15 protein-coding genes are annotated in these 24,810 nt (G+C 61.8%); 8 read left to right on the forward strand and 7 right to left on the reverse strand.

The genetic code is table 11. The features are described from left to right. The first annotated feature begins 46 nt into the window (after positions 1–46). A complete protein-coding gene (locus BBF94_RS08890; RefSeq protein ID WP_065258668.1) occupies positions 47–5,572 on the forward strand; it encodes a dermonecrotic toxin domain-containing protein in 5,526 nt (1,841 codons plus the stop codon). 43 nt (positions 5,573–5,615) lie between these two features. Here BBF94_RS08890 and metE read toward each other — a convergent pair whose 3' ends face one another. Further along, a complete protein-coding gene (metE, locus tag BBF94_RS08895) occupies positions 5,616–7,928 on the reverse strand; it encodes a 5-methyltetrahydropteroyltriglutamate--homocysteine S-methyltransferase (protein WP_065258669.1) in 2,313 nt (770 codons plus the stop codon). A gap of 111 nt (positions 7,929–8,039) precedes the next feature. Between metE and metR the strand changes: the two genes are divergently transcribed. Both metR and BBF94_RS08905 read left to right on the forward strand, forming a co-directional pair. Beyond that, a complete protein-coding gene (gene metR / locus BBF94_RS08900; RefSeq protein WP_065258670.1) occupies positions 8,040–8,957 on the forward strand; it encodes a transcriptional regulator MetR in 918 nt (305 codons plus the stop codon). A gap of 135 nt (positions 8,958–9,092) precedes the next feature. Next, positions 9,093–10,598, forward strand: a complete 1,506-nt coding sequence (locus BBF94_RS08905) for an Ig-like domain-containing protein (RefSeq protein ID WP_065258671.1) — start codon at positions 9,093–9,095, stop codon at positions 10,596–10,598. A gap of 37 nt (positions 10,599–10,635) precedes the next feature. Here BBF94_RS08905 and BBF94_RS08910 read toward each other — a convergent pair whose 3' ends face one another. Genes BBF94_RS08910 through BBF94_RS08925 form a run of 4 tightly spaced genes read right to left on the reverse strand, consistent with a single transcriptional unit; the run spans position 10,636 to position 13,665 of the window. Then, positions 10,636–11,148, reverse strand: coding sequence for a GNAT family N-acetyltransferase (locus tag BBF94_RS08910; RefSeq protein ID WP_065258672.1), 513 nt, complete (start codon positions 11,146–11,148; stop codon positions 10,636–10,638). A gap of 2 nt (positions 11,149–11,150) precedes the next feature. After that, entirely contained in the window at positions 11,151–11,789 is a 639-nt protein-coding gene (locus BBF94_RS08915; RefSeq protein WP_065258673.1) for a LysE family translocator, read from the reverse strand. A 23-nt stretch (positions 11,790–11,812) separates the two neighbouring features. Then, positions 11,813–12,247, reverse strand: a complete 435-nt coding sequence (locus BBF94_RS08920) for an NUDIX hydrolase (RefSeq protein ID WP_065258674.1) — start codon at positions 12,245–12,247, stop codon at positions 11,813–11,815. A gap of 56 nt (positions 12,248–12,303) precedes the next feature. Then, positions 12,304–13,665: an HD domain-containing phosphohydrolase gene (locus tag BBF94_RS08925; RefSeq protein ID WP_065258675.1), complete on the reverse strand. Its 1,362-nt coding sequence runs from the start codon at positions 13,663–13,665 to the stop codon at positions 12,304–12,306. 256 nt (positions 13,666–13,921) lie between these two features. Between BBF94_RS08925 and BBF94_RS08930 the strand changes: the two genes are divergently transcribed. Genes BBF94_RS08930 through BBF94_RS08950 form a run of 5 tightly spaced genes read left to right on the forward strand, consistent with a single transcriptional unit; the run spans position 13,922 to position 22,245 of the window. Beyond that, complete coding sequence (locus BBF94_RS08930; protein ID WP_065258676.1) at positions 13,922–16,195, forward strand: EAL domain-containing protein; 2,274 nt, start codon at positions 13,922–13,924, stop codon at positions 16,193–16,195. Then, on the forward strand, positions 16,192–18,066 hold the full coding sequence (locus BBF94_RS08935) for a putative bifunctional diguanylate cyclase/phosphodiesterase (protein WP_065258677.1): 1,875 nt from the start codon (positions 16,192–16,194) through the stop codon (positions 18,064–18,066). Before BBF94_RS08930 ends, BBF94_RS08935 begins: the two co-directional genes overlap by 4 nt. A 41-nt stretch (positions 18,067–18,107) precedes the next feature. Next, complete coding sequence (locus tag BBF94_RS08940; protein ID WP_225875044.1) at positions 18,108–19,031, forward strand: cytochrome-c peroxidase; 924 nt, start codon at positions 18,108–18,110, stop codon at positions 19,029–19,031. Next, a complete protein-coding gene (locus tag BBF94_RS08945; protein WP_065258712.1) occupies positions 19,031–20,845 on the forward strand; it encodes a DAHL domain-containing protein in 1,815 nt (604 codons plus the stop codon). The genes BBF94_RS08940 and BBF94_RS08945 overlap by 1 nt, the downstream gene beginning before the upstream one ends. Then, positions 20,842–22,245, forward strand: a complete 1,404-nt coding sequence (locus BBF94_RS08950; protein ID WP_065258679.1) for an ATP-binding protein — start codon at positions 20,842–20,844, stop codon at positions 22,243–22,245. Before BBF94_RS08945 ends, BBF94_RS08950 begins: the two co-directional genes overlap by 4 nt. 7 nt (positions 22,246–22,252) lie before the next feature. Here BBF94_RS08950 and BBF94_RS08955 read toward each other — a convergent pair whose 3' ends face one another. Together BBF94_RS08955 and BBF94_RS08960 are read right to left on the reverse strand one after the other, a co-directional pair. After that, positions 22,253–23,578 carry an APC family permease gene (locus BBF94_RS08955; RefSeq protein ID WP_065258680.1) on the reverse strand — a complete coding sequence of 442 codons (1,326 nt, stop codon included), beginning with the start codon at positions 23,576–23,578 and terminating at the stop codon, positions 22,253–22,255. Positions 23,579–23,875: 297 nt separating this feature from the next. Then, the gene (locus tag BBF94_RS08960; RefSeq protein ID WP_065258681.1) at positions 23,876–24,697 is read right to left on the reverse strand and encodes a carbon-nitrogen hydrolase family protein; all 822 of its coding nucleotides are present in this window, start codon (positions 24,695–24,697) and stop codon (positions 23,876–23,878) included. Positions 24,698–24,810 lie beyond the last annotated feature (113 nt).

Below are 24,810 nucleotides of genomic sequence, written 5' to 3' on the forward strand. Positions count from 1 at the left end.
GCTTGAGTGGGGCGGATCCGCCGTCCTTCCCTTGAGCCCCATCGCCATGATCGAACGCTTCTTTCTAGTGAACCCTCCTGCGCCGTTGCCAGCATTTCCCGGTTTCACCGCCCTGCCGGCATCTGTCGATGAAAACCTGTTGCACAATGCGGCCACCCGCCGGCAAGCATGCAGCGAAGGACTGCGACAACTGTGTGCCGACGTACCTTCGGTACGCGCAACGCTCAACCGGTTGCTCCACCGGGAACTGAACCTGGACGGTGAGCAGGCTGGCCTGTCGTTCCCCCCGGGCGACGGGTACCCGGAGCGTCGGATCAGCCTGGTGACAGCCTGCGCCTTCCTCACCCAATCCCCCCGACCAGAGGAATGGCTCGACAGCCAATGCCGGCTGACCGGCGTGAACAGCGGCCATGCATTGTCGGCACTCACCCCGTCGCAACTGCTCGCCCGGATCAAAGCCCTCGAACCGGCACTGGCGCTCGATGAGGGCTGGAATGCCTACTGGCAGGGCCGCGCCTCGGGTACGCCTTACTCTCGCCTGGAACAGGCCGGCCGGTTGTATCGCGGGCATATCGAAGCGGCCGCGCAAATGGCCTTCGCCCGACGCACAGTGACAGCCGACCAGCTACAGCCACTGTGGTCGCTGATGGGGGAGCCGGGTATGCGGCCAGCGGCTGACGATGCCCTCCGCGTCGAGCTGCCGATCTTGCGCCTGCACAATGGCGTGCGGGTGAAACTGCCGGCCGCCTGGGTCATCAGTCGTGGAGACGACACCGCACAGTTGCTGTACGTGCCTGATCGAGCAGACGCGATCCAGGCTTTCGCCCGTCGCAGTGACTTGCATGCCTGGCTGGCACAACGACCTCTGGTGCCCGCCGGCCTGCCGCTCGAAAACCTTCAGGTCGAATACACCCCGGCCAGGCAATCGCTGGTTACGGCGGTCAACGAATGGCTGTTGCAGCAGCAGATCGCACAGGTTGCAGCCCTGCGCAACGGGACGGACGGCAAGGGCGGTCTGGCCGAACAGGGCCATCACGCACTGGACCTCGCCGACAGTGTCGACCGGCAACGCAGCATGGCCGTCTTCTGCGCCCCGCCCGGCCTGGACAATCAGCCGTCCGGCGCCCGGACAGCGGACGAAGACGAAGTCTCGCTGTTCGGCAGCCTGCATCCCGATATTCCCCGTTCCCTGCGACAGGCCAGCATCACCCGGGCACACGATGCGCTGGAAACATTAAGCGATGGCGACACCCTGAAATCGTTCGAGGCACTCCAAACGACTCTGGAAACGGCCGAACAGGCCAGCGACCTCGCAGCACGCGCCCTGCTCTATCGCGAGCGGGTGCTCGACCTGACCACCTTCAACCGCCAGTTCACCGCGCTGTACAACGCACACATTCAAGGTCTGCGGGCCGAGGCCGGGATGCAGCGGGCACTGAATCGCCTGAGTGTCGAAGAGCATGACCTGCTCACCGCATGGCTCGATGCACCCAATCGAACCGATACCAATCGGGTGGTGAAAAGCCTGACACTGTCACTGACCGAATCCGCAGGAGGCAAAGTCACCACCACTCTCCAGACACTCCATGGCCCGCTCGTACTGATGTCCATGGGCTCGATACAGAGCCTGTTGCTTTACTGGCCCGGCAGCGGTGGCGGCCTGCAGCGATTCGCCAATCGCCAGGCACTTGAACGGCAAGTGTTCAGGCTGCACGGCGGTGACGCACAGCAAACCTTGCAATTCAACACCCTGACCGGTGACCCGTTGCTCTCCATGTTGAATCAGTTGACCGGCGAATATGAAACCGAGGCGGCGACGATTCGCCAGCGATACAGCGAGTCTTCACAGGCCCGACAGCGTGCAGATGAACTGGAGCAACTGCGCCGCAAGACATTTCCCTTGCTACAGGTGCCCGTCGATACCGCGCGGCGCCTGGCGCTGTTTCATCGCATCCAGCAGGAACGCAGCGCGACCCTCGCCACCCAGGCACCGGCATGGCTGACCGACCTGAGCGATAACGAACGAGGCACACTCAAGGAACTGATCCAGGCCTGGATCACTGCGATGCACCGCAGTCACGAATTGCTGACCGTCGCTCTGCCCCCCCGGGAGGATTTCACTCGACAGCATCTGCACACCCGAGTGCGTCGGGACTTTTCTCTCAAGGGGCACTTTTCGGTACAACTGGATCTGCCGGACTCGGTTGCCCTGCAAAAACAGGCCTTCAGTGCGCCCGGTGCACCGGGCACGCCGCAAAAACTGGTCGCTGTCCCCAGCGCCAGCCGCAGCCGGATGTCCCTCGAAACCCTGGCCCAGCTCAATATCGACAACACCCCGTCGATGAACCTTGAACAACTGCCACTGCGCCTTGGCTTCATGCGCATCGAAGTCAGCGCCACCGATGAGCGGGAGCGTCAGACCCTCACTGCCGGTATTACCCAGGCCTACCTGCGCAAACTGATGCCGGAACTGGACCTGCCCAAGGTCTACGAGCAAAGGATTTACGACACCTTCAAAGGCACGACGGATGAACCACCGTTCCAGCGCGAGCACCGTCAGGAATGCCTGCTCGAACCCTGGCGGGTGATGCTCAAGCTGCAAGGCCGGTGCGCACGGTTGCAGCACCACATTGGCGGCTCTGACCTGAGCCTGTTCGAAACCGCCATCGACGCCGACACGCCCGACGCCTGGACAGCCTTCGGTCGACGCATTGCGCTGCTTCCTGCATTCCTCGCTGCCGGTGGCACTGATACACCGAATGAAGGCCCCGTCACGCTGTCGGGAGTGACCTTCATCGAAGAGCAAATCAGCGGCACGACACTGCTCTATCTGCCGGACGCTCCCGACGCGAGGTTTCTGCGCCGATACGACAGCCTTGAAGCCGCCCGCAAGGATCTGTTCAACCGTTGCAGCCAGGACGAGGTGATCCGCTATCTGGCCGGCCGGGCCTTGCAGGGTAGCGTACAGGCCCACGAAAGCCGTATCGCTCAGGCAGTGGACAAACGCTTCGATGCCATGATCGGTGTCGGCCCGCGCTGGCCGGCAAGCACATCGCTGGCAGCCCATCTGCTCAATGCTCACATGGGGCGTCTGATCGAAGCCCATCGCGGTTCCTCGCGCTCCAACGACGCGTTGTATCGGGAACGTTATGCCCTGCAGGGCACGCGAGTGTTCGATTACCTGAAGATGGCCCTCGGCATGCTGCCATTCGTTGGCAGTGCCATCGCCCTGTACGACGCCTGGAACGCGGCCAACCAGGCAGTGGCCGCTTTTCTGCGGGGCCGGCTCGGCGACGGCCTGGCCGAAGTCGAATCGGTGCTGCTGTGCCTGATCGACGCCTTGATCGACATCGTGCCTGGCGCCAGTGCAGCCCTGACGGCCCGTTCGGCCACCCGTGCCCGCCTGCTGCGAAACCTGGTCCCGGAGGTCGGTACGCTGACCGTTCCCGATGCCCGACAGGCCCGGCGCATCGTTGAGCGCTTTGCCGGTTACGAATATGAGAAACCCGTCTCGCTGGCGGGGCTGCGACCGGCCGAGGGAGGCGTCTGGCGCAACATCTACCGACATGCCGACGGCGATTTCATTGTCCGCCAGGGCCGGATCTATCAGGTCGAATGGAGCCGCGATTCCCGCAACTGGCGCCTGCGCGGCACTTCGCAGAATACCTACAGGCAACCCATTGCCCTGAACGAGGCCGGAGAGTGGGACACCTGGTTCGGCGTCTACGGCACCACCTTCGAAGGCGGCGGTGCCGGTGGCGGCGGCGTGCTCGGACATATGGCCGATACACTCGACCCGCTCTGGCCACTGGCAATCCGTGAGCGTCTACCTCGCTGGCTGGTCGATCGTACCTATCGCCGACATCATCAACTGACCCTTGAGTGTGATGATCTGAGTTACCGCCTCGATCCTCAGATCGAACGAACCGACAGGGCGATCAACGCTTACAACCAGGCTCCCGATGACGCTCTACTGAGAAGCCTCGCGCAGAAAGCCTGCGAGGACGACATTGCCCTGCTCACCCGGCAATACCAGACAGTCGCCGAGCTGCGTCCCCTCACCCATGGCAACAAGTTGCGCGCCCTGCTTGAAATACAAAGCCAGGACGCCGCACGAGTGACCGACCGCCTCAAGCACCGTGTCTATATGGCCAACCACCGGATCTACGCATGGCTCGACGAGATCGACACCCGGCACGCGACCCTCGATGCCCTGCCGGACAACGCGGTTGCCGAACGCCTGGCCCTGCTGCAGGAAATGCGCAGATTGCGCGTCGATGTGACCACCGCCATTGAAGAGGTCGAAGCACTCATGGGCGACATGAACCGCTGGTACGCGCTGATCGGCGTACGTGCGGACAAGGCCAGACTGACCGAGGCAGTCACCTACTTGAACGGGCGCATGAACGACTTCAATCTGGGATATCTGAAGACCGCTCACCGCCTGGAGTCCATCAAGAATTTCGAAAACACCGGCGACGTCTCCTGGCTCTACCTGCAACAAAGGGCCTGGCAATTGCGCATCGACATGGACCGTGCGCTCTTCACCCAGTTCAGCCTGTCCGAAGTCAGCGCCAACCGTGCGCAGCGCACACAGATCCTGGGCAACTGCCTCGACACCTACGCCCGCTACTGCCGGGAAATGAACCAGTGGACAGCCAGCTATCCGCAGTACTTTCACATGGAAGAATTCGAACCGCTGATGGCCGGCATCGAAGCCATGGCCGAACGCGCCAGGAAGGCCATCGATCATCCCGCACCGCCTCGTACGACGGGACAAAGCGAGAAAAAGATTTTCCAGACCGAAGACCAGCAATGGCTGATCGGGGTGGAAAACTGGGAACCCAGAACCCGCAAGCGGCAGTTCGTCCTTAACCACGGCAAGGCAGGCCGGGAGGTCTGGGAGCAGGCCGACAACGGCAAATTTCGCCTGCTGAAGGTGAACACACCGCATCCCGCGCCGTCCGGCAACCTCGCATCGCTGCTGGCCGATGCCCGCAAGCGTCTGGACGGGCAAGCGGCCTATCAGGCCAAGGTGCAGGGACACGCCGAGCGCGACATGCTCCCGGTGGATCTGGAACACATGATGCTCAGCGAAGCCGATGACCTGAGCCATCGGGCCAGAGACATTGAAGCGATGTCGGCAGAGAACCCGATCATCGGCGAACTGAAATCGAAGGCCGACGAATTGCGCCTCACCGGGCGGCAGTTGCGTACCCGGCAAACCCTGAGGAGTCGAAAACCCACCGACGGCATGCTCGATGACCTGCTCCGGCAGAATGCCGTGGAAGTGCGCAAGGTGGCCCTGATGAAACAACTGCGCAATCGCAACGACGGTCGTCCAGACCATCTGCAGGAATACGAAATCCACGATCTGAGTGCCCGACCGCCGCGTCTGCTGTGGTATGCGCATTTCCACTACAACAAACCCAGGCCGTCATTCGCAGAGTTCGAGAAAGCGCACCTGAAGCTGCCGGAGCACCGCTACCTCACTCACGCCGACAACGCCGCGCTGCCGTATGCCGACATCGGCAAACGCTCGCCGGTTTTGCCCTGGTTCGAAGCGTTGTAATACAAAACGGGGAGCGGTTGGCCGCTCCCCGTTTTGCTGTGCGTCAAGCCAACTGACTGCGCAGCTGCCGGGCTGCCGCGACCATATTGACCAGCGCCGCTTCGGTCTCCGGCCAGGCACGGGTCTTCAGGCCGCAGTCGGGGTTGACCCATAACCGCTCGGCCGGAATCCGCTTCACGGCCTTGCTCATCAGCTTGACCATTTCCGTCGTGTCCGGCACCCGTGGCGAATGGATGTCGTAGACGCCCGGGCCGATGTCGTTCGGGTAATCGAACGCTTCGAAGGCTTCGAGCAATTCCATGTCCGAACGCGAGGTTTCGATGGTGATCACGTCGGCGTCCATGTCGGCGATGGCCTTGATCACGTCATTGAACTCGCTGTAGCACATGTGGGTGTGGATCTGGGTTTCGTCCTTCACGCCCGAGGCGGTCAGGCGGAACGCTTCCACGGCCCAGTCGAGGTATTCCTGCCATTGCTCGCGGCGCAGCGGCAGGCCTTCGCGAAACGCCGCTTCGTCGATCTGCACGATTTTGATCCCGGCACGTTCCAGATCCGTCACTTCGTCCCGCAGGGCCAGCGCCAGTTGTTGCGCCTGGACCTTGCGCGACACGTCCTCGCGGGGGAACGACCACATCAGCATGGTCACGGGACCGGTGAGCATGCCTTTCATGACTTTGTCGGTCAGGCTCTGGGCGTAGGTGATCCAGTCCACGGTCATGGCATTCGGGCGGCTCAGGTCACCGTAAATCACAGCAGGCTTCACGCAGCGCGAGCCATAGCTCTGAACCCAGCCGAAACGGGTGAACAGGTAGCCGTCCAGTTGCTCGGCGAAGTACTCGACCATGTCGTTGCGCTCGGCTTCACCGTGCACCAGCACATCCAGGCCCAGACGTTCCTGGACTTGCACCGCGTGGCGAATTTCGCTGCGCATGGCGTCGTGGTAGTCGTTGGCCGACAGCTTGCCCTGCCTGAACGCCTGGCGGGCCAGACGAATCGAACCGGTCTGCGGGAACGAGCCAATGGTGGTGGTCGGAAACGTCGGCAATTTCAAACGCGCCTGTTGCGCGGCGATGCGCTTGGCGAACGGCGAATGACGCTGGCTGTCGCGGGCATTGATCGCTTCGATGCGCGCCTGCACATCGGCCTTGTGAATACGCGGCGAGCGAGCGCGGCTTTCCTGAATGGCGCGGCTTTCAGCCAGTGCTTTTTGCACTTTCGGTGTTTGTGGATCGTTCAGCGCATCACGCAGCACGGCAATTTCGCTGCACTTCTGCACGGCGAAGGCCAGCCAGCTTTTGAGTTCCGGATCGAGCTTGTCTTCACGCTCGACATCCACCGGACTGTGCAGCAACGAACAGGAACTGCTGACCCACAGGTTGTCGCCAAAACGCTCCTGCGCCGGTTGCAACTGCGCCAGTGCCTGCTCCAGTTCGCAGCGCCAGACGTTTCGACCATTGACCAGTCCCACCGAGAGAATCTTGTAGGTCGGCAGGCGATCCAGCACCTGGCCAAGTTGCGCCGGCGCACGCACGGCGTCGATATGCAAACCTTGTACAGGCAGGCCGACGGCGAGGCCCAGGTTGTCTTGCAGGCCACTGAAATAGGTCGCCACCAGTTTTTTCAGCGGCGAATACTGAAGGATGTGATAGGCGCGCTCGAAGGCGTTTTTCCACGCTTGCGGCAGATCGAGGGTGAGGATCGGTTCGTCGATCTGCACCCACTCCACGCCCTGCGCCGCGAGGCGACCGAGGATTTCGTTGAACACCGGCAGCAGGCGCTCGAGCAGGTCGAGCTTGTCGAAGTCATTGCCTTTCGCCTTGCCCAGCCACAGATAAGTCAACGGGCCGATGATCACCGGTTTGACGTTGTGCCCCAGCGCTTTGGCTTCTTCGACTTCATCGAACAGCTGTTCCCAGCTCAGCTTGAATTGTTGGTCTGCAGTGAATTCCGGGACCAGGTAGTGGTAGTTGGTGTCGAACCACTTGGTCAGCTCTTGGGCATATTGAGTCTTGCCGTGCTCACCGCCGCAGCAGGACGCCGTGGCGCCGCGAGCCATGGCAAACAGCGTGTCGAGGGTCGGCAGACCGCGTTCGTCGCGCACACCGTCGAAGCGCTCGGGAATCACACCGAAGGTCAGCGAGTGGGTCAGTACCTGGTCGTACCAGGCGAAATCGCCGACCGGCAACAGCTCGATGCCGGCGTCCTTCTGCAATTGCCAGTGCCTGGCGCGCAGCTCGCGGCCGACCTGATTCAGGGCTGGCTGATCGAGATCGCCCTTCCAGTAGGCCTCAAGGGCTTTTTTCAGTTCGCGGTCGGCGCCGATGCGGGGGAAACCAAGGGTGTGGGCCACGGCCATGTCGAGTGTTCTCCATTGGATAAAAGATGGCGCCATTGTCGACAGCCAGGACAACATGAGACAAACTCAACCTTTTCGTGTTGATCACAAATTTCCCTCATGGAGCCTGCGGTGCTTGAAATCCGTCACCTGAAAACCCTGCATGCCCTGCGCGAAGCCGACAGTCTGGTGGATGCGGCCGATCGCCTGCACCTGACCCAGTCGGCACTGTCCCACCAGTTCAAGGAACTGGAAGAACGCATGGGCATGCCGTTGTTCGTGCGCAAGACCAAACCGGTGCGGTTCACCAGCGCCGGCCTGCGCCTGCTGCAGCTGGCCGACGCGACCCTGCCGCTGCTGCGCGCCGCCGAACGGGACATCGGGCGTCTGGCCGGGGGCACCGCCGGGCGTCTGCACATGGCCATCGAATGCCACAGTTGCTTTCAGTGGCTGATGCCGACCATCGACCAGTTCCGTGATGCGTGGCCGGAAGTCGAACTCGACCTGGCCTCGGGTTTCTCCTTCGCTCCGCTGCCGGCCCTGGCCCGGGGCGATCTGGACCTGGTAGTGACCTCCGACCCGCTGGAAATCGCCGGCATCACCTATGTGCCGCTGTTCACCTACGAAGCCATGCTCGCGGTGGCCAACCAGCATGCCTTGGCGAGCAAGCCCTACATTGTCCCCGAAGACCTGTTGAGCGAGACCCTGATCACCTATCCGGTCGAGCGCGACCGGCTGGACATCTTCACCCGTTTCCTCGAACCCGCCGACATCGAGCCCGCGCAGGTGCGCACCTCAGAACTGACGGTCATGATGATGCAACTGGTGGCCAGCGGCCGGGGCGTGTGCGGCATGCCGCACTGGGCACTGCATGAATACAGTTCGCGGGGCTACGTGAAGGCCAAGCGGCTGGGAGAGAAAGGCCTGTTCGCGACCCTGTACGCGGCGATCCGTGCCGACATGCTGGACGCGCCTTATATGCGCGACTTCCTGCTGACGGCCAAGGACACGTCGTTCTCGACGCTGGATGGGGTCAGCGCGGCTCGTTGAGGCGTCGTATCTGAACGTATGGCGACCATTCGTCCTGAAACCACGTTCACCTGTCAGATCTGACAGTAGGCGGTTCTGCGTTTCCCGTGTGTGATGGAGGCCCGACTCAATGGGCCGACAGGCCGGGAGACTGCGATGAACCTTCAATCACAAGCAGTGAGCGACGCGCTGGCTCTGTTTCCGGTGTACCCACCGCAATGGGTAACACCGGTGCAGCCGCCTTCGATGGCTCATGGGGGTATCCCCCTCTCTGCCTTCACGCCGCAGGGACTGGAGATCGTCATCGAGCCGATCACCGGTTTGCGGAATTGGGTCATGGCGGCTTTTGATGTCGTGACGCTGTTCGTCAACGGTGTTCGCACCAACGTCAGCAAAACCATCATGCCGGGTGAAGAAGGCGATCGTTTCCTTCTGCACTTGCCGGAGCTCTGGTTCATCAACGGTGTGAACGACGTGTTCTACCGAGTGACACGAGTCAGCGGCAATCAAGATGACTCGCCCGCGCTCCAGCTGCTGTATCACAAGCCGGCGCCCACCATCAGCGTCGGCCATCCGTCCAGCATCGGCCCGGGGCAGCCAGCGATCATCACCCTCACCGTCGGTTACGCACGGCCTTACGACACGGTCATCTTGACCATTGGCATCTGGAGCATCACGTTCACCAACCCCGACCCCGCCAAACCGATCACTTACAGCCTGACCGCCGCCGAACTCCAGCAGATCGGCGATGGCACTCATCCGGTGAATGCCCGGGTGACCGATCAGTTGACCAACAGCAACCTATCACCGACGACCACTATCACCATCGATACGAAACAAGTGGTGGAAACAAGGATCACATCACTGACAGACGCATCCGGGGCAAGCGTGCCCAACGGCGGTTCAACCTTTCAGACCGGTGTCACATTGAGAGGGACGACTGCTCCCAATCAAGCGTTGCAGATTCTGCTCAACGGCACGGTCAGACAGAACATCACGGCTGACGTCAGTGGTGACTGGAGCTACGGCATTTCGGGACTGGCGGTATTTTTTCACACGTTCATTGCCAGGCCACTGCCCGCCGGCGCACCGGATTCAGCGCCATGGCGAGTCAATATCGTGTCGGAATGGAAAGATGACTACACCGACTTTCAGAACGGCTCCTACAACGGCTGGCTCCTGCATAACGCAGCCCGCTCCGGCTATATCCGGGTACACGCAGGCGTAAGGGCATTTTTCAATTTCACCGATCAAGGCCCGATCAGCGGGTTTGCCGGGACGGTGATGTACAAGGATTTCGATTGCCCGCCGGGAACCTATACGTTCCGGATGCAAGCCTGTCACGTTGCCGACAGCCCTGCGCCCGGTATTCCGAACCCGATCCTGCAATTGCAGTGCGGCATCGCGGGAGGTGATGGTGCGGTACGCGAAGTACCGAAGAACGGTATCTGGTATGACTTCCTGCTGAGCATCAACGTCCCCGCCCGCCGTATCGTCCGCTTCTACATTCAGAACCATCAGAACAACGGCTACGGTAATGACTTCGGTATTCGCAATATCAGTGTGATCCGCAGCAGTGGTGGCGGCGGTGGAATCATGGAGTCTCTGGACGAGGCCCCGCTCTACAGCGGCCCGCCTCTTCAAGCGCTGCCACTGATTTGAAGCATGAACGAGGGAGAGGCCAAGTCTCCCTCGTTCATCATTCAGAACGTGAACGCGGTTCACGCCACATATGGATCTTGTCGAAGTAATCCTCGCCGACCCGCACCGCCATCGGTTCCAGACCGAACTGAAGGAAGCCGCAGCGCTGGTACAGATTGAACGCCGCGTCATTGCCGGCGGTGACGGTCAGTTGAATGACTTTCAGCGCCGGATGCTGCTGCGCTTCCCCCAGCACCGCTTCCATCAACTTCAGGCCCAGCCCGCGCTGACGAAATTCAGCCGACACATACATGCCGAAGACCGTTGCCTTGTGCCGGGCCTTTTCCCGAGGTTCGAACGCCAGACCGACGATACCCGCCAACCGACCGGCTTCGAACGCACCGAACACCACGTCGAGCTTGCCGGTCAGGCGCGATTCCCACCAGCTCAGCGGCATCGCGGCCCGCTCGCGCACACTGGAAGTGAACGCCTGCGGATGCCGGTCGTAAGCCTCCAGCATCAACTCCCGATAGGCCAGCGCATGGCTGGCGTCGAGCCGCTCGATCCACATGTTCAGGCTGCCTTGCGTTGCTCAAGCATCAGTCGCACCGCCAGACCGCCGAGCACAGCCCCCATGAAATAGCGCTGCACCGCCAGCCAGGTCGGGTTGCTGGCGAACCACGAGGCGATTCCCGCCGCCGACAGGGCGATCAACAGGTTGACGCTGAAGCTGACGCTGATCTGGGTCAGGCCGAGAATGATGCTCTGACTGAACACCGAGCCGTGCTCGGGGGTAATGAACTGTGGGAAAACCGAAAGATAGAACACCGCGATCTTCGGGTTCAGGGCGCTGGTGAGAAAACCCATGGTGATCAGTTTGCGCGAGGAGTCCGCCGGCAGTGCCTGCACTTCGAACGGCGAGCGCGCGCCGGGTTTCACCGCTTGCCAGGCCAGCCACAGCAGGTACAGCGCACCGGCCCACTTCAGCACTTCATAGGCCATCGGCACCGCGAGAAACACCGCCGTCAGACCCGCCGCCGCCGCAAACATATGCACGAAGAACCCGGCGACCACCCCCAGCAGCGATGTGACCCCGGCCTTGCGTCCCTGACAGATCGAACGGGAAATCAGGTAGATCATGTTCGGCCCCGGCGTCAGGACCATCAGCAGTGCGGCGGCGGCAAAAATCAACAGGTCCGGCAACGGGATCATGGCGAAGTCCTTGGCGTGAATGATCAGGCGTTCGCAGTCAGCGAGGCTCGATGGAACGGCAGGATCAGGTCCCGTGTCAACGGGGCGAGAACCACATCGCCGTCGATGGCCGGGTCGATCCAGATCACCTCTTCGATCTCGGCCGCCGGCGACACTTCAGCGTCGATGTGCAGTTGAAAGATATCGGCCTGCACGACAAACCCCGGCTCGTTGGCGGCCGGTGCCGAAAACTGGCCGAGAAAACTCGCCTGCGCCGGATCGATCACCAGCCCCAGCTCTTCCTCCAGCTCACGGGCCAGGGCATGCACCGGCAACTCGTGGGGCTCGATCTTGCCGCCGGGCTGCATGAACGCCGTGGTGCCACGCTTGCGCACCAGCAGGGTCCGGCCATCGGGGCCAATCAGCAATGCGGCGGCAATGCGAATGATGCGTGGGGTTACAGTCGATGCAGAAGTCATGGGTCGGTCACTGGCGTCGATAAAACCGCAAGGATCCCATGCCGATGACAGCGACGTCATCCACCCCGGGCTTCGAGCGCCGGTTCCAGGTCGTCCGGGACCTTGACGAACACCTTGTACCTTGCACCTTCCATGGCTTCGAAGCTGATCAGTTTGTCCACCAGCAGAGCGCTCAAGACCTTGCCGGCATTGAGCAGCAACATGCCGTTGTCGGCATTGAGATTGCGCGCCAGGATCATCCCCGCCGCCAGTTCCCGTGTGCCCAGCACCTTGACGTTCGGGTCGGCCAGCACGACATCGTTGAGGAACGCCGCGCAGACCTGGATGAAGTCTTCGATCAGGTCAGGATCGTACAACCTGCCGGCGTACTGGCGCAGGTACAGCAAGGCTTCGTCGCTGTTCATCTGCCGCTCCAGAATCAGCCCGCGCTGCAACTCGACGAAGTCCACCGCCAGCTTCAACAGGCGCGAGCCGAAAGGGATGGCCTCGCCCTTGAGCCGGTCGGGAAAACCGCTGCCGTCCCAACGCTCCTGGTGGTGCAGGATCAGACGCGCCGCATCCTTCATCGGATCGAGGGTCATCAGCAGCGACTCGCTCTGTTTCGGGTAGGCCCGATAACGGTCGCGGTCAGTGCTGTGCAGCAGGTCGGAAGGCGTGGCCATCATGCCGTCGGTCCAGCTCAGCTTGCCGATGTTGTACAGCGCCGCAGCCATGGTCAGGTCGCGGCTGGCAGCTTCGTCCAGGCCATGCGCCTTGCAGTAGGCGCGCACCAGTTCGATGATCTGCCGGTTGGTCTGCTTGGCCGGCGGCAGGCGCAGATTGGCCAGCAGCGAGAACACTTCGGTGCCGGTCACGTAACTGTGCTTGAGCTCCTCGTAGGCCAGGTCGAGCATGTCGGCGGTCTGCTGCAGTTCGGCGGTGCGGGCGGCGACATGTTTTTCCAGGGTGCTGTTGAGCAGCCTCAACTGTTCGTTCTGTACCCGGGTCAGTTCTTCCAGGCGCTGGCGCTCACGCTCCAGATGCTGGTGCTCCAGCGCCTGGCGCAGAACCAGGAGCATTTCCTCATCGTTCCAGGGTTTGCTGATGTAACGGTCGATCTGGCCTTCATTGATGGCCTTGATGATCGCCGACGGGTCGGCATAGCCGGTGAGCATGATCCGCGTGGTCGCCGGATAGAGCCGGTGAACCTGAGCCAGCAGCGTGGCGCCGTCCATGTTGGGCATCCGCGCGTCGCTCATCACCAGATCGACCGGGCGTTGCGCCAGTATTTCCAGCGCCTGGGCACCGCCGGTGGCGAGCAACACGTCATAGGGCTGGCCACGCAGCAGACGGCGCAGGCTGTTGAGGATCGGTTCCTCGTCATCGACGAGCAGAACCGCGGGTCGTCGGGCCGAAGTCGGGACGGGTTGCTCTTCCATGGCGAGGCCTCGCGCAAAACGGTGGATAAGGAAGACGCACCGACAGACCGCCCCGCTTGCCCGCGCCTGCATGAAAGGCTAGATGATTTTTCGCGGCGGACCTGTAAATCCTCGTTTACAACACGGCAGGCGAAGTCGCGTCCGGACAACTATGCTCAAGTCACCGAACAACACCATCGGCCAGTGCGCAGGCTTGAAGCGAGGGGAAAAGGATGCTCCCGATGACGAAAGTGCGTGAACCCGCAGGCATGGCGTCATGAGCGCACAGCCCGGCCCGGTCAATCGCCGTGTGCTGATCGTCGACGATACGCCGTCGATCCACGACGATTATGCAAAAATCCTCAAACCCTCCAGCGTTGCGGACGGCAATCTGGACGAAACCGAGAGCCTGTTGTTCGGCACCCCGTCCAGCGCGGCGGACTCCTCCAGAGACCCCTTTGAACTGGACTCGGCCTTTCAGGGCCGGGAAGCGCTGGACAAGATCGAAGCCGCCCTGGCCGCCCGTCGTCCCTACGCCATGGCCTTCATCGACATGCGCATGCCGCCGGGCTGGGATGGCCTGGAAACCATCGAGCGACTCTGGCAGGTCGATCCCAAGCTGCAAGTGGTTCTGTGCACCGCCTATTCCGATCATGCACTCGAAGAGATCGACCGCAGGCTGCCCCTGAACGATCGCCTGCTGATCCTGAAAAAACCGTTCGATGCGATCGAAATCCGTCAGATGGCCAGTGCCCTGACCGTCAAATGGCAAATGACCGAAGACGCCGCGCTGAAGATGAATCTGCTGGAGCAGGCCGTGCAGGAACGCACGCGCGAGCTGTCCGATGCCAACATCATCGTGCAGAACAGCCCGACCATCCTGTACCGGCTGCGCGGCGAGCCGTCGTTTCCGCTGATGTACATGTCCCACAACATCACCCGCTACGGGCATGCGGCGGCCGATCTGGTGGGGGTGCAAAACTGGGCGCGAAAGCTGATCCACCCCGACGATCAGGCCAGTGTCGACGCCGCCATGGCCCGGGTGCTGGAGCGCGATGCCGTAGGCGCTTCGATCGAGTTTCGCCTGCGCACCGGTGACGGCTCCTGGCGCTGGGTGGAGAACCGTTACGTGCCGGTGCGTGATCAGGATGGCCGCCTGCTGGAAGTCGAAGGGATCATTCTCGACATCACCGAACGCCGGTTGGCCGAGGAGAAAATGGCCCATCTGGCCCGCACGGACGGCCTCACCGGGCTGGCCAACCGTGCCACGCTGATCGAGCGCCTGCACCAGGCCTTTGCCGCTGCCCGCCGGGGAGCGGCGCCCTTCGCGGTGTTCTACCTGGATCTGGATCACTTCAAACGGATCAACGACACCCTCGGTCATCCGGTCGGCGATCTGCTCTTGCAGGAGGTGGCGCGGCGGATCAGGTCCAACGTTCGGGAAAACGACGTGGTGGCGCGCCTGGGTGGCGATGAATTCGCGCTCCTGCAACTGGACGTCAGTGATCCGACCCAGTCCGCCGCCATTGCCGCCAAGATCCGCGATGCGCTGCTGGAGCCTTATCACCTGGCAGGCAACGCCGTACACATCTCCGTCAGTATCGGCATCTGCCTTTACCGCTCCGCCAGTCTGGATGCGGACAGTCTGCTGGCCGGCGCCGACATGGCGCTGTACCGTGCCAAAGAGACGGGGCGCAACCAGTATCAGTTCTATTCCGAGGAAATCACCCGGGAAGTGGCCGAACGCATGACCCTGACCGAGGAACTGATGACGGCCCTCACCGGGGGCGGCCTGAAACTCGACTACCTGCCGGAAGTGGACCTGCACAGCGGCAGGATTCTGGGCATGGCCGCGCAGGTCAGCTGGCAGCATCCCAGGCTCGGCCTGCTGCCGGCTTCGGCCTTCGTGCCGGCGGCGGAAAAGACCGGCGCGATCATTCCACTGGGGCGCTGGATCCTCAATCAGGCCTGCTGGCAGATGCGCCAGTGGCAGAACGAGGGTGTGGCACCGCCGGTGATGGCGATCAAGATTTCCCTGGCGCAGCTCAAGAGCGGACCCGAACTCATCTACGACGTGCTGCGCATCGCGGCCCGCTGGGAACTGGCGCCATGGGATCTGCGCTTCGATGTCACCGAAGCCACACTGGCCCAGACCCAATGGACCCACAACGATGCGCTGCCGCGCCTGCGCGAACTGGGTGTGACCATCGCCATCGATGACTTCGGCACCGAGTATTCATCGTTCGATTACCTGAAGACCTACCGGGTCAATCACCTCAAGCTTTCCCAGTCCCTGATCGACAATGCGGCCCAGGACGATGAGGGGGCCAGCAGGCTGCGGGCGATCGTCAATTTCGCCCGGGATCTGGGGATCGACATCAGCGCCGAGGGCATCCAGTCTTCGGATCAGGGCGCGCCACTTGCGTCCAGCACAACGTTGAAGAGCGTACAGGGCTTGTGCCTCAGTGCAGCCGTCAGTCCCGAGCAGGCTGCCCGCTTGTTGAAGGCCGGGAGCGCGAGCACCCCGCTTGCCGGGGAGGACGACGGATGAAAGCGCCTTTTCCCCAGACCAACCGGCGGATCCTGATCGTCGACGACACACCGGCGATCCATGCCGACTTCCGCAAGATCCTCTGTCCCGACAAGGAGAGCGACAGGGATCTGAGCGGCCTCGAACAGACGCTGTTCGGCACCCGGCAAACGCCGCACCTGACCTTCCAGCTCGACTCGGCCTACCAGGGCCAGGAAGCCCTGAAACTGGTGCAGGATGCGCTGGACGAAGGCCGTCCCTATGCCCTCGCCTTCACCGACATGCGCATGCCCCCGGGCTGGGACGGTCTGGAAACCGTCGAAAAACTCTGGGCGATCGATCCGAACCTGCAAATCGCCCTGTGCACCGCCTACTCCGACTACAGCTGGGAAGCCATGGCCGAACGCCTGGAATTCGGCGATCAACTGCTGATCCTGAAAAAACCGTTCGACACGCTGGAAATCCGCCAGATGGCCAATGCCCTGACCTGGAAGTGGCAACTGGCTCAGGACGCAGCACTGAAAATGCTCAACCTCGAAAAAACCATCGAGGCGCGTGTGCATGAATTGCTCAAGGTCTCGCACCTGCTGCAATACGACAGCCTCACGGGCCTGCCCAACAGCACCTTGCTGGGGGACCGCCTGAGTCAGTCGCTGGCGGCCTGCCGGCGTCACGACAAACAACTGGTGGTGATGTTTCTCGGCATGGATCGCTTCAAGCGTATCAACAATGCACTCGGCCACCCCGCCGGCGACGAAATGCTCAAACGGGTCGGCCAGCAACTGCAGAACACCGTGCGCGAATCCGACTCGGTGTTTCGCTACGGCTCCGACGAGTTCGTGGTGATTCTCAGCGACATCGATCATCCCCACCAGACTCACGGCATCGCCGAAAAACTGCTGGCGGCCATCCGTATTCCGCAAACGATCCTCGGCCATGACCTCAGCGTCACCGCCAGCCTGGGCATCAGCCTCTACCCCGACGACGGTCTGGAGGCCATCGAGCTGATCAAAAAAGCTGAAACGGCCATGCGCAGCGCCAAGGAAAACGGCCCGAACGAGATCAGCTTCTTCATCGAAGCCATGAACCAGCGCGCCAGGGAACAGCAAGGTATCGAAACCGGCATTCGTCAGGCGCTGCAACGGCACGAATTTGTCCTGCACTACCAACCGAAAATCGATCTGGCCAGCGGTCGCGTGGTGGGTGCCGAAGCCTTGGTGCGCTGGCAGAAACCGGGACACGGCTGGGTGTTTCCGTCGGAGTTCATCCCCGTGGCCGAAGACAGCGGCCTGATCGTGCCATTGAGCAAATGGGTGTTGGGCGAGGCCTGTCGCCAGACCCGTGAGTGGCAGACGGCGGGCCTGCCGCCGATCCGCATGTCGGTCAACACCTCGGCCATCGATTTTCGCCAGCGCCTTTTCGTCGAGGGCATCGAACAGGTGCTGGCACAGACCGGGCTGGATCCCCGTCTGCTGGAGCTGGAAATCACCGAAGGCGTACTGATGCAGAACGTCGACGCCACCATGCGCGCTCTGAATCGCTTGAAGGTGCTGGGCGTCAGGCTGGCCATCGATGACTTCGGCACCGGATATTCCAGCCTGAGTTATCTGCGACGTTTCCCCATCGACGTCCTGAAAATCGATCAATCGTTCATTCGCGGCCTGAGCCATGACAGCAACGACGCCGCGCTGGTCGGCGCGATCATCAGCCTGGGCAAGAGCCTGAACCTGAACGTCATCGCCGAAGGCGTGGAGACCGCACAACAGCTGGCCTTTCTCAGAGCACACCATTGCGAGGAGGGCCAGGGCTTCCACTTCAGCAAAGCCCTGCCGGCGGATGCTTTCGCCCGCCTGCTGGTTGCCGGCTTGCCCGGCCCATGGAGCGCGGCATGAATACGCTGACGACGTACCGGTCATGCCGAGTTCTGTGCCTGATGCTTTTCGCTTGCTGCACCGGCATCGCTGCCGCGCCGCTGGACGAACCCCTCAAACCCGTGCCCGACATGCCGCGGCAGGATCCGGAACGGGTCGAACTGGGGCGCCGACTGTTCCACGACCCACGGCTGTCGGTGAACAACAGCCTGTCCTGCGCCAGTTGCCATCAACTGGACAAGAACGGTGCCGACAGCCGGGCCCTGTCCCTCGGGTTCGATGGCCTGCCGGTAGCGGTCAACACCCCGACCGTATTCAATGCCAGCCTCAACTTCCGCCAGTTCTGGGACGGGCGCGTGGAGACGCTGGAGGAGCAAAGCAATGTCGTCATCACCAGTCCCCACGAGATGGGCAACGACTGGAACACCGTCGTGCAGCGGATTGCCGGCGATCCTGACTATCAGCGCTCGTTCGGCGCCGCCTACCCGGACGCCGTGACCAAAGCCAATATCCAGAACGCCCTGACAAGCTTCGAACGCACTCTGCTGACACCGGGTTCACGTTTCGACCAGTACCTGCAAGGCAACACCGACATCCTGACCCTCGATGAAAAATACGGCTATCAGCGCTTCAAGGACTACGGCTGTATCGCTTGCCATCAGGGCGTGAACATCGGCGGCAACATGTATCAGAAGTTCGGGGTATTCGGCGATTACATCGCCGACCGTGGCCATCCGACGGAGGCCGACCAGGGCCGCTTCAACGTGACCGCAGACGAGGCCGATCGGGCCGTGTTCAAGGTGCCGAGCCTGCGCAACGTCGCATTGACCGCGCCGTATTTTCACGACGGTTCGGCGCCCACTCTGGAACGGGCCGTGGACGTGATGTTCCAGTATCAGCTGGGGCGCATGCCGAGCGAGGAAGACAAGGCGCTGATCATCGAATTTCTCAAGACCCTGACCGGACACTGGGAGGGCCAGCCATGATGACCACCGTCTCGGGGCGGCGCAGCCTGCTGTTGCTCAGTCTCCTGGCCGTCGTGCTGGCCTCGATCCTGGTGTTTCTCTACCTCAAGTCCAGCTCCGAGCAGACCACCACCTACACCGAATCCCGGGACCTGATCCGTCAGATCAAGCAACAGGATTCGCAGTGGGAAAGCGAGGTCCTCAAGGCCCGGGTGGCAATCACCCACAATTACGACCCGCTGGTCTCGCCAATGAACGAGATGAATCGCCTGTGGGCACGCTTCGAATCCATGGACACCGGACAGCGGAGTGACGAATCCAGGCAATGGGACCATGCCCGCGAACGCTTTCTGGACGCCATGCAGGAAAAGACCCGACTGGTGGAACAGTTCAAGTCGCACAACGCGCTGTTGCGCAACTCCCTGGCGTTTCTGCCGAGCGCCGAGGATGACATTCAGGCGCAACTGGCCAATCTGTCCGACCTCGACAAGATCCAGTTGCAGAACATCGTCACCGACACCTATGACCTGTTGCTCAGCGCCCTGGAGTTCGCTCAGGTCGCCTCCGACGACAAGGCCTCGGACATTGAAGTGGGCTTGAACAAACTGGCGGTGAATGCGCAACGCCTGCCGGCGAACTTTCAGATGCCGATCAGGATCCTCAGCGAACACATCGCCCTGATCCTGCGCGAACAACCGATCGTCAACCACCTGCTCGATCAGATCGAGGCGATACCCGTGGCCGAGCGGCTGGATACCATCACCAACATGCTCGACCTGGATCAGCAGCAGGCCGAACGAACCGACCAGAAGTACCATTTCTATCTGCTGGTGTTTTCTGTCCTGCTGATGCTGTCGCTGCTGTGGCTGGCCATCCGCCTGATTCGCAGCTTCGCTGAGATCAACCGGGTCAATGCGGCGTTGCAGACGGCCAACGATGTGCTCGAACAACGGGTCGACGAGCGGACCCGCGAACTGAAGAACGCGCAGAGCGAACTGCTCGACGCCGCACGCCAGGCCGGCATGGCGGAAATTGCCACCAACGTACTGCACAACGTCGGCAACGTGCTCAACAGCGTGAACATCTCTTCCGACCTGATCTCGCGCAAACTGCACAGCAGCAAGGCCCTGGGGCTGGGCAAGGCGATGCAACTGATCAACGAACACCCGCACGACCTCGGGTCGTTCCTGACCGAAGATGCCAAGGGCAAACTGCTGCCCGGCTACCTCAATCAGCTGGTGGGCGCCATCGCCCAGGAACAACAGGAAATGGCCGACGAACTGGCCCAGATGAACAAGAGCGTCGATCACATCAAGGACATCGTGGCCACCCAGCAATCCTATGCCGGGGCCAACAGCATGACCGAGCCGCTGTACATCAACGAACTGCTCGAAGACGCCCTGCGCATGAATGCCGGGGCGCTCACCCGGCATCACGTCACGGTGGTCAAGGAATACGGCGACGTGCCCCAGGTGATGGGCGACAAGCACCGCCTGCTGCTGATCCTGATCAACCTGATCAGCAACGCCAAGTACGCGATGGCCGACCTCAGCAACCGCCCACGGACCATTACCCTGGGGGTGAGGATCGTCGATGAAGGCTTTCTGGAAATCAGCGTCAGGGACGATGGCGAAGGCATCGCACCGGAGAACATGACGCGGATCTTTGCCCACGGTTTCACCACCCGCAAGGATGGCCACGGCTTCGGTCTGCACAGTTGCGCCCTGGCGGCCATCGAAATGAACGGCCACCTCACCGCCCACAGCGACGGGCCCGGACTGGGTGCCGTGTTCACCTTGCAGATTCCGCTGATCAAGGTAACGGAGCACGCATGAGCGAACTGTCGAACCGCCGCATCCTGCTGATCGACGACATGCCGTCGATCCACGAAGACTTTCGCAAGATCCTGACACCCAACCGGGCGCAGTCGGTGGAGCTGGATGAAATGGAAGCGGCCCTGTTCGGTGCACCCGCCCGTCCCCGGCGGGACGCGTTCGAACTGGACTCCGCCTATGGCGGCGAAGAAGGCCTGGCCAAGCTCAACCTGGCCTTGCAGGAGCAATGCCCCTACGCGCTGGCCTTCGTCGACATGCGCATGCCCGACGGCTGGGACGGGGCAAAGACCATCGAGCAACTGTGGCTGCAGGATCCGCAATTGCAGGTGGTGGTCTGCACCGCCTATTCCGACTATTCCTGGGATGAACTGCTCGATCGCCTGCACGCCCATGACCGGCTGCTGATCCTGAAAAAACCCTTCGACAACATCGAAGTCCAGCAGATGGCCAACACCCTGCTGACCAAATGGCAGATGACCGAACGCGCATCGCTGCAAATGCATCATCTGGAACACCTGGTGGACCAGCGCACCGCCCAGTTCCGCCAGGCCAGCGAGGCCCTGCAACGGGAAATCGACGAACGCAAGCAACTGGAAGGCCAGCTGGTGCAATCGGAAAAACTCGCCTCGCTGGGGCAACTGGCCGCCGGCGTCGCCCATGAAATCAACAACCCGATCGGATTCGTTTCCTCCAACCTCGGCACCCTCGACGGCTACTTTCAGCAACTGCTGACCCTGCTCGGCGCCTGTCGGACCGCCGAACAGAGCCTGTCCGCCGAACAGGCCGCGCAACTGCAGCAACTGCGTGAACACCTCGAAGTGGATTTTCTGCTGGAAGACATTCCGGTGCTGATCCGGGAATCCAAGGAAGGCATCGGCCGGGTCGGGCAGATCGTCAAGGATCTGAAGGACTTCTCCCGGGTCGACGCCCGACAGCAATGGCAATGGGCGAACCTGCAACAGGGGATCGATTCGACGCTGAACATCGTCGCCAGCGAACTCAAATACAAGGCCGACGTGGTCAAGGAATATCAGGACATTCCGGAGATCGAATGCCTGCCCTCGCAGATCAATCAGGTCATCATGAACCTGGTGGTCAACGCGGCGCAGGCCATGGGCGCCGAACGCGGCACCATTACCCTGCGCACCGCTGTGCAAGGAGAGTCGGCGATCATCGAAGTGGCCGACAACGGTTCGGGCATCGCGCCCGACACCCTGCAGAAAATCTTCGATCCGTTCTTCACCACCAAACCCGTAGGCCAGGGGACAGGCCTGGGTCTGTCGCTGTCTTACGGCATCGTGAAAAAGCACGGCGGGGACATTTCAGTCAGCAGCACGCCGGGCGTCGGCACCACGTTCCGCGTGCAACTGCCGTTGCGCCAGACCCGGCCTGCGGCGTGATGTCAGGTCAGCTCGCTTCCTGGAAATCCATCTCCGGCGGCTGGCGGCGGAAACCACCCGTGAGCATTGCCAGATACACCACGCCAATCGCCAGCCAGCTCAGGCCCAGATACACCGCCAGGTGATCGAGGCTGACCATCAGCCACAAGTCCGCCGCCAGACCGATGAACGGGAAGACCAGAAACAGCATCAACTCGCGCGGGCCTTTCTTCTTGCCACCGATCCAGTAATGAAAGATCACCGACAGGTTGACCAGACTGAACGCCAGGAACGCGCCGAAGTTGATGAACGACGTCGAGGTGGTCACGTCGAGTTTCAGCGCCAGCAAGGCTACCACCGCACACAGCAGGATGCTGTTGACCGGGGTGCCGAAACGCTCGTGCAAAGTGCCGAAGAACGACTTGGGCAACACACCGTCACGGCCCATGGCGAACAGCAGCCGCGAGCCACTGGCCTGGGCAGACAGACCCGAGGCGAACTGACCGACGATCAGGCCGATCAGGAAGATCGAAACGAACAGGTCACCCCCGATGTTGCGCGCAATTTCATAGGCCGCCGAGTCGACGTTATCGAACTGAAACGACGGATGGGCGACCTGCACGAAGTACGACACAGCAACGAAAATCAGCCCGCCGATCAGCGTGATCAGCATGATCGCCCGGGGAATGGTGCGGCGTGAATCACGGGTTTCCTCGGTCAAGGTGCTGACCGCATCGAAACCGAGGAACGAATAACAGGCGATGGCGGCGCCACTCATGATCAACGGCATTTGCATGTCGCCGTTGAGGAACGGTTTGATCGACCACAATGGCGTGCTGGCGTCGCCACTGAGGTAATGCACGCACAGGGCGACAAAGGCAACCAGCACCAGAAACTGCACCAGCATCAGCAAGGCATTGATGCCGTTGGCCAGCTTCAGGCCGATGATGTTGATCGCGCTGGTGATGCCGATAAAGGCCAGCACCCAGATCCATTGCGGGATCGACGGGAACGCCGAAGCGAGGTACGCGGCGCCGATCAGCCAGATCGCCATCGGCAGAAACAGGTAATCGAGCAGCACGGCCCAACCGGCGATGAAACCGAGTTTCGGGCTGATGGCCTTTCGCACATAGCTGTAGGCCGAGCCGGCCACCGGGAATGCAGCCGCCATGCGGCCATAGCTCATGGCGGTGAAGAACATCGCCACCAGCGCCGCCAGATACGCGGCGGGCACCATGCCAGCGGTGGATTGGGCGAGGATGCCGAAGGTGCCGAGGACAATGATCGGCGTCATGTAGGCGATGCCGAACAGCACCACCGACCCCAGCGAAAGGGTGCGTTGCAAACGAGCCATGGGCGACTTACTCCGGATTTTATTGGATTTATGGCAGAGGCCGAGTTCGGCGAGTGTTTTGGGTGTTTGGTTATTGTTCTGGTGTCATCTGAATAGTGGTATGACTTGAGATCCATCCCCCTCATCGGAACGCCGCCCGCCCAGCCCTCTCCCCCCAGCGGGGGCGAGGGGGAAAGGGAGCAGATCGGGGGCTTTTCAAACCTGAGTTCAACTCGATTTCTCAGGTCGATGTACTTCGTATGAACACCTCGGTCGGTCCCCTCTCCCTCTGGGAGAGGGTTAGGGTGAGGGCAGCGGTTAACGGGCAGGAATCAAAAGCTCCCGAACACCACCATCCCGCTCCACCACCTCCCCCGGCAACTTCAACCGCTGATCATCCAGATAGCGATAATCCTTGCGCGCCAGCTCCAGCTGAGCGAAATCCAGCTCGACACTGAACCGCCCTTCCTCACGCCCGGCCTCGAACAGCACCGTGCCCAACGGGTCCACCAGCGCACTGCCGCCGGCGAACATCAACCCGTCATCCCCCGCTTCCACGCGATTGACCATCAGTGCAAACGCCTGGTTTTCTTGGGCCCGGGCCATGATTGCGGTGCGGTGAGTCGGGCCGTAAGGGTCCATGTTGCCGTTGGTGACGATCAGCAATTCAGCCCCCAGTTGCGCCAGGGCACGGGCGGACTCCGGGAACTCGATGTCGTAGCAGATCAGCAGACCGACCCGCACGCCGTTCCACAGGCAGGTGGCGTAACGGTCGCCGGCTTCGAACACACCGCGATCCGAGGCCCAGAGGTGGGTCTTGCGGTATTTCAGGGCGATGCCCTCGGGGGTGATCAGCAGCGTGGTGTTGTAGAAGCGGCCGTTGTCGTTTTCGGCCATGCCAATCACCACGGCGAGGTTGCGTTCGCGGGCAGCGGCCTGCACCGCGCTGACGGTCGGCCCGTCCAGCGGCTCGGCGATCTGCGCCACGGTGTCGGCGGTCGGGAAGCCCATCAGGTGGGTCTCGGGAAACACGATCAGTTGCGTGTCGGCCGGGCACGCGGCAATCGCCGCCAGGGCGCGTTCCAGGTTGTACGCCGTGTCTTTGTCACGGCCCGCCAGTTGGGCGAGTTCGACTTTCATGGGGAGTCCTTGTGATGAGCGCCGGGGTCGAAGGATTGCCCGGCGGCGGTCTGTGGGCCAGTATGCTTCCCATTCGACCGGCCAGGGAATCACGCGGCCGGGGTAACCCGATA

This window comes from Pseudomonas bananamidigenes, assembly GCF_001679645.1.
Classification (GTDB): domain Bacteria; phylum Pseudomonadota; class Gammaproteobacteria; order Pseudomonadales; family Pseudomonadaceae; genus Aquipseudomonas; species Aquipseudomonas bananamidigenes.

Excerpts from the sequence above, each read along its gene's own strand:
- BBF94_RS08950 (WP_065258679.1), top strand. The coding sequence starts at position 20,842 with ATGAGCGAACTGTCGAACCGCCGCATCCTGCTGATCGACGACATGCCG.
- BBF94_RS08935 (WP_065258677.1), top strand. The coding sequence starts at position 16,192 with ATGAAAGCGCCTTTTCCCCAGACCAACCGGCGGATCCTGATCGTCGAC.
- BBF94_RS08890 (WP_065258668.1), top strand. The coding sequence starts at position 47 with ATGATCGAACGCTTCTTTCTAGTGAACCCTCCTGCGCCGTTGCCAGCA.
- BBF94_RS08930 (WP_065258676.1), top strand. The coding sequence starts at position 13,922 with ATGAGCGCACAGCCCGGCCCGGTCAATCGCCGTGTGCTGATCGTCGAC.
- BBF94_RS08905 (WP_065258671.1), top strand. The coding sequence starts at position 9,093 with ATGAACCTTCAATCACAAGCAGTGAGCGACGCGCTGGCTCTGTTTCCG.
- BBF94_RS08925 (WP_065258675.1), bottom strand. The coding sequence starts at position 13,665 with ATGGAAGAGCAACCCGTCCCGACTTCGGCCCGACGACCCGCGGTTCTG.
- BBF94_RS08945 (WP_065258712.1), top strand. The coding sequence starts at position 19,031 with ATGACCACCGTCTCGGGGCGGCGCAGCCTGCTGTTGCTCAGTCTCCTG.
- metE (WP_065258669.1), bottom strand. The coding sequence starts at position 7,928 with ATGGCCGTGGCCCACACCCTTGGTTTCCCCCGCATCGGCGCCGACCGC.
- BBF94_RS08910 (WP_065258672.1), bottom strand. The coding sequence starts at position 11,148 with ATGTGGATCGAGCGGCTCGACGCCAGCCATGCGCTGGCCTATCGGGAG.
- BBF94_RS08915 (WP_065258673.1), bottom strand. The coding sequence starts at position 11,789 with ATGATCCCGTTGCCGGACCTGTTGATTTTTGCCGCCGCCGCACTGCTG.
- BBF94_RS08955 (WP_065258680.1), bottom strand. The coding sequence starts at position 23,578 with ATGGCTCGTTTGCAACGCACCCTTTCGCTGGGGTCGGTGGTGCTGTTC.
- BBF94_RS08920 (WP_065258674.1), bottom strand. The coding sequence starts at position 12,247 with ATGACTTCTGCATCGACTGTAACCCCACGCATCATTCGCATTGCCGCC.
- BBF94_RS08940 (WP_225875044.1), top strand. The coding sequence starts at position 18,108 with ATGCTTTTCGCTTGCTGCACCGGCATCGCTGCCGCGCCGCTGGACGAA.
- BBF94_RS08960 (WP_065258681.1), bottom strand. The coding sequence starts at position 24,697 with ATGAAAGTCGAACTCGCCCAACTGGCGGGCCGTGACAAAGACACGGCG.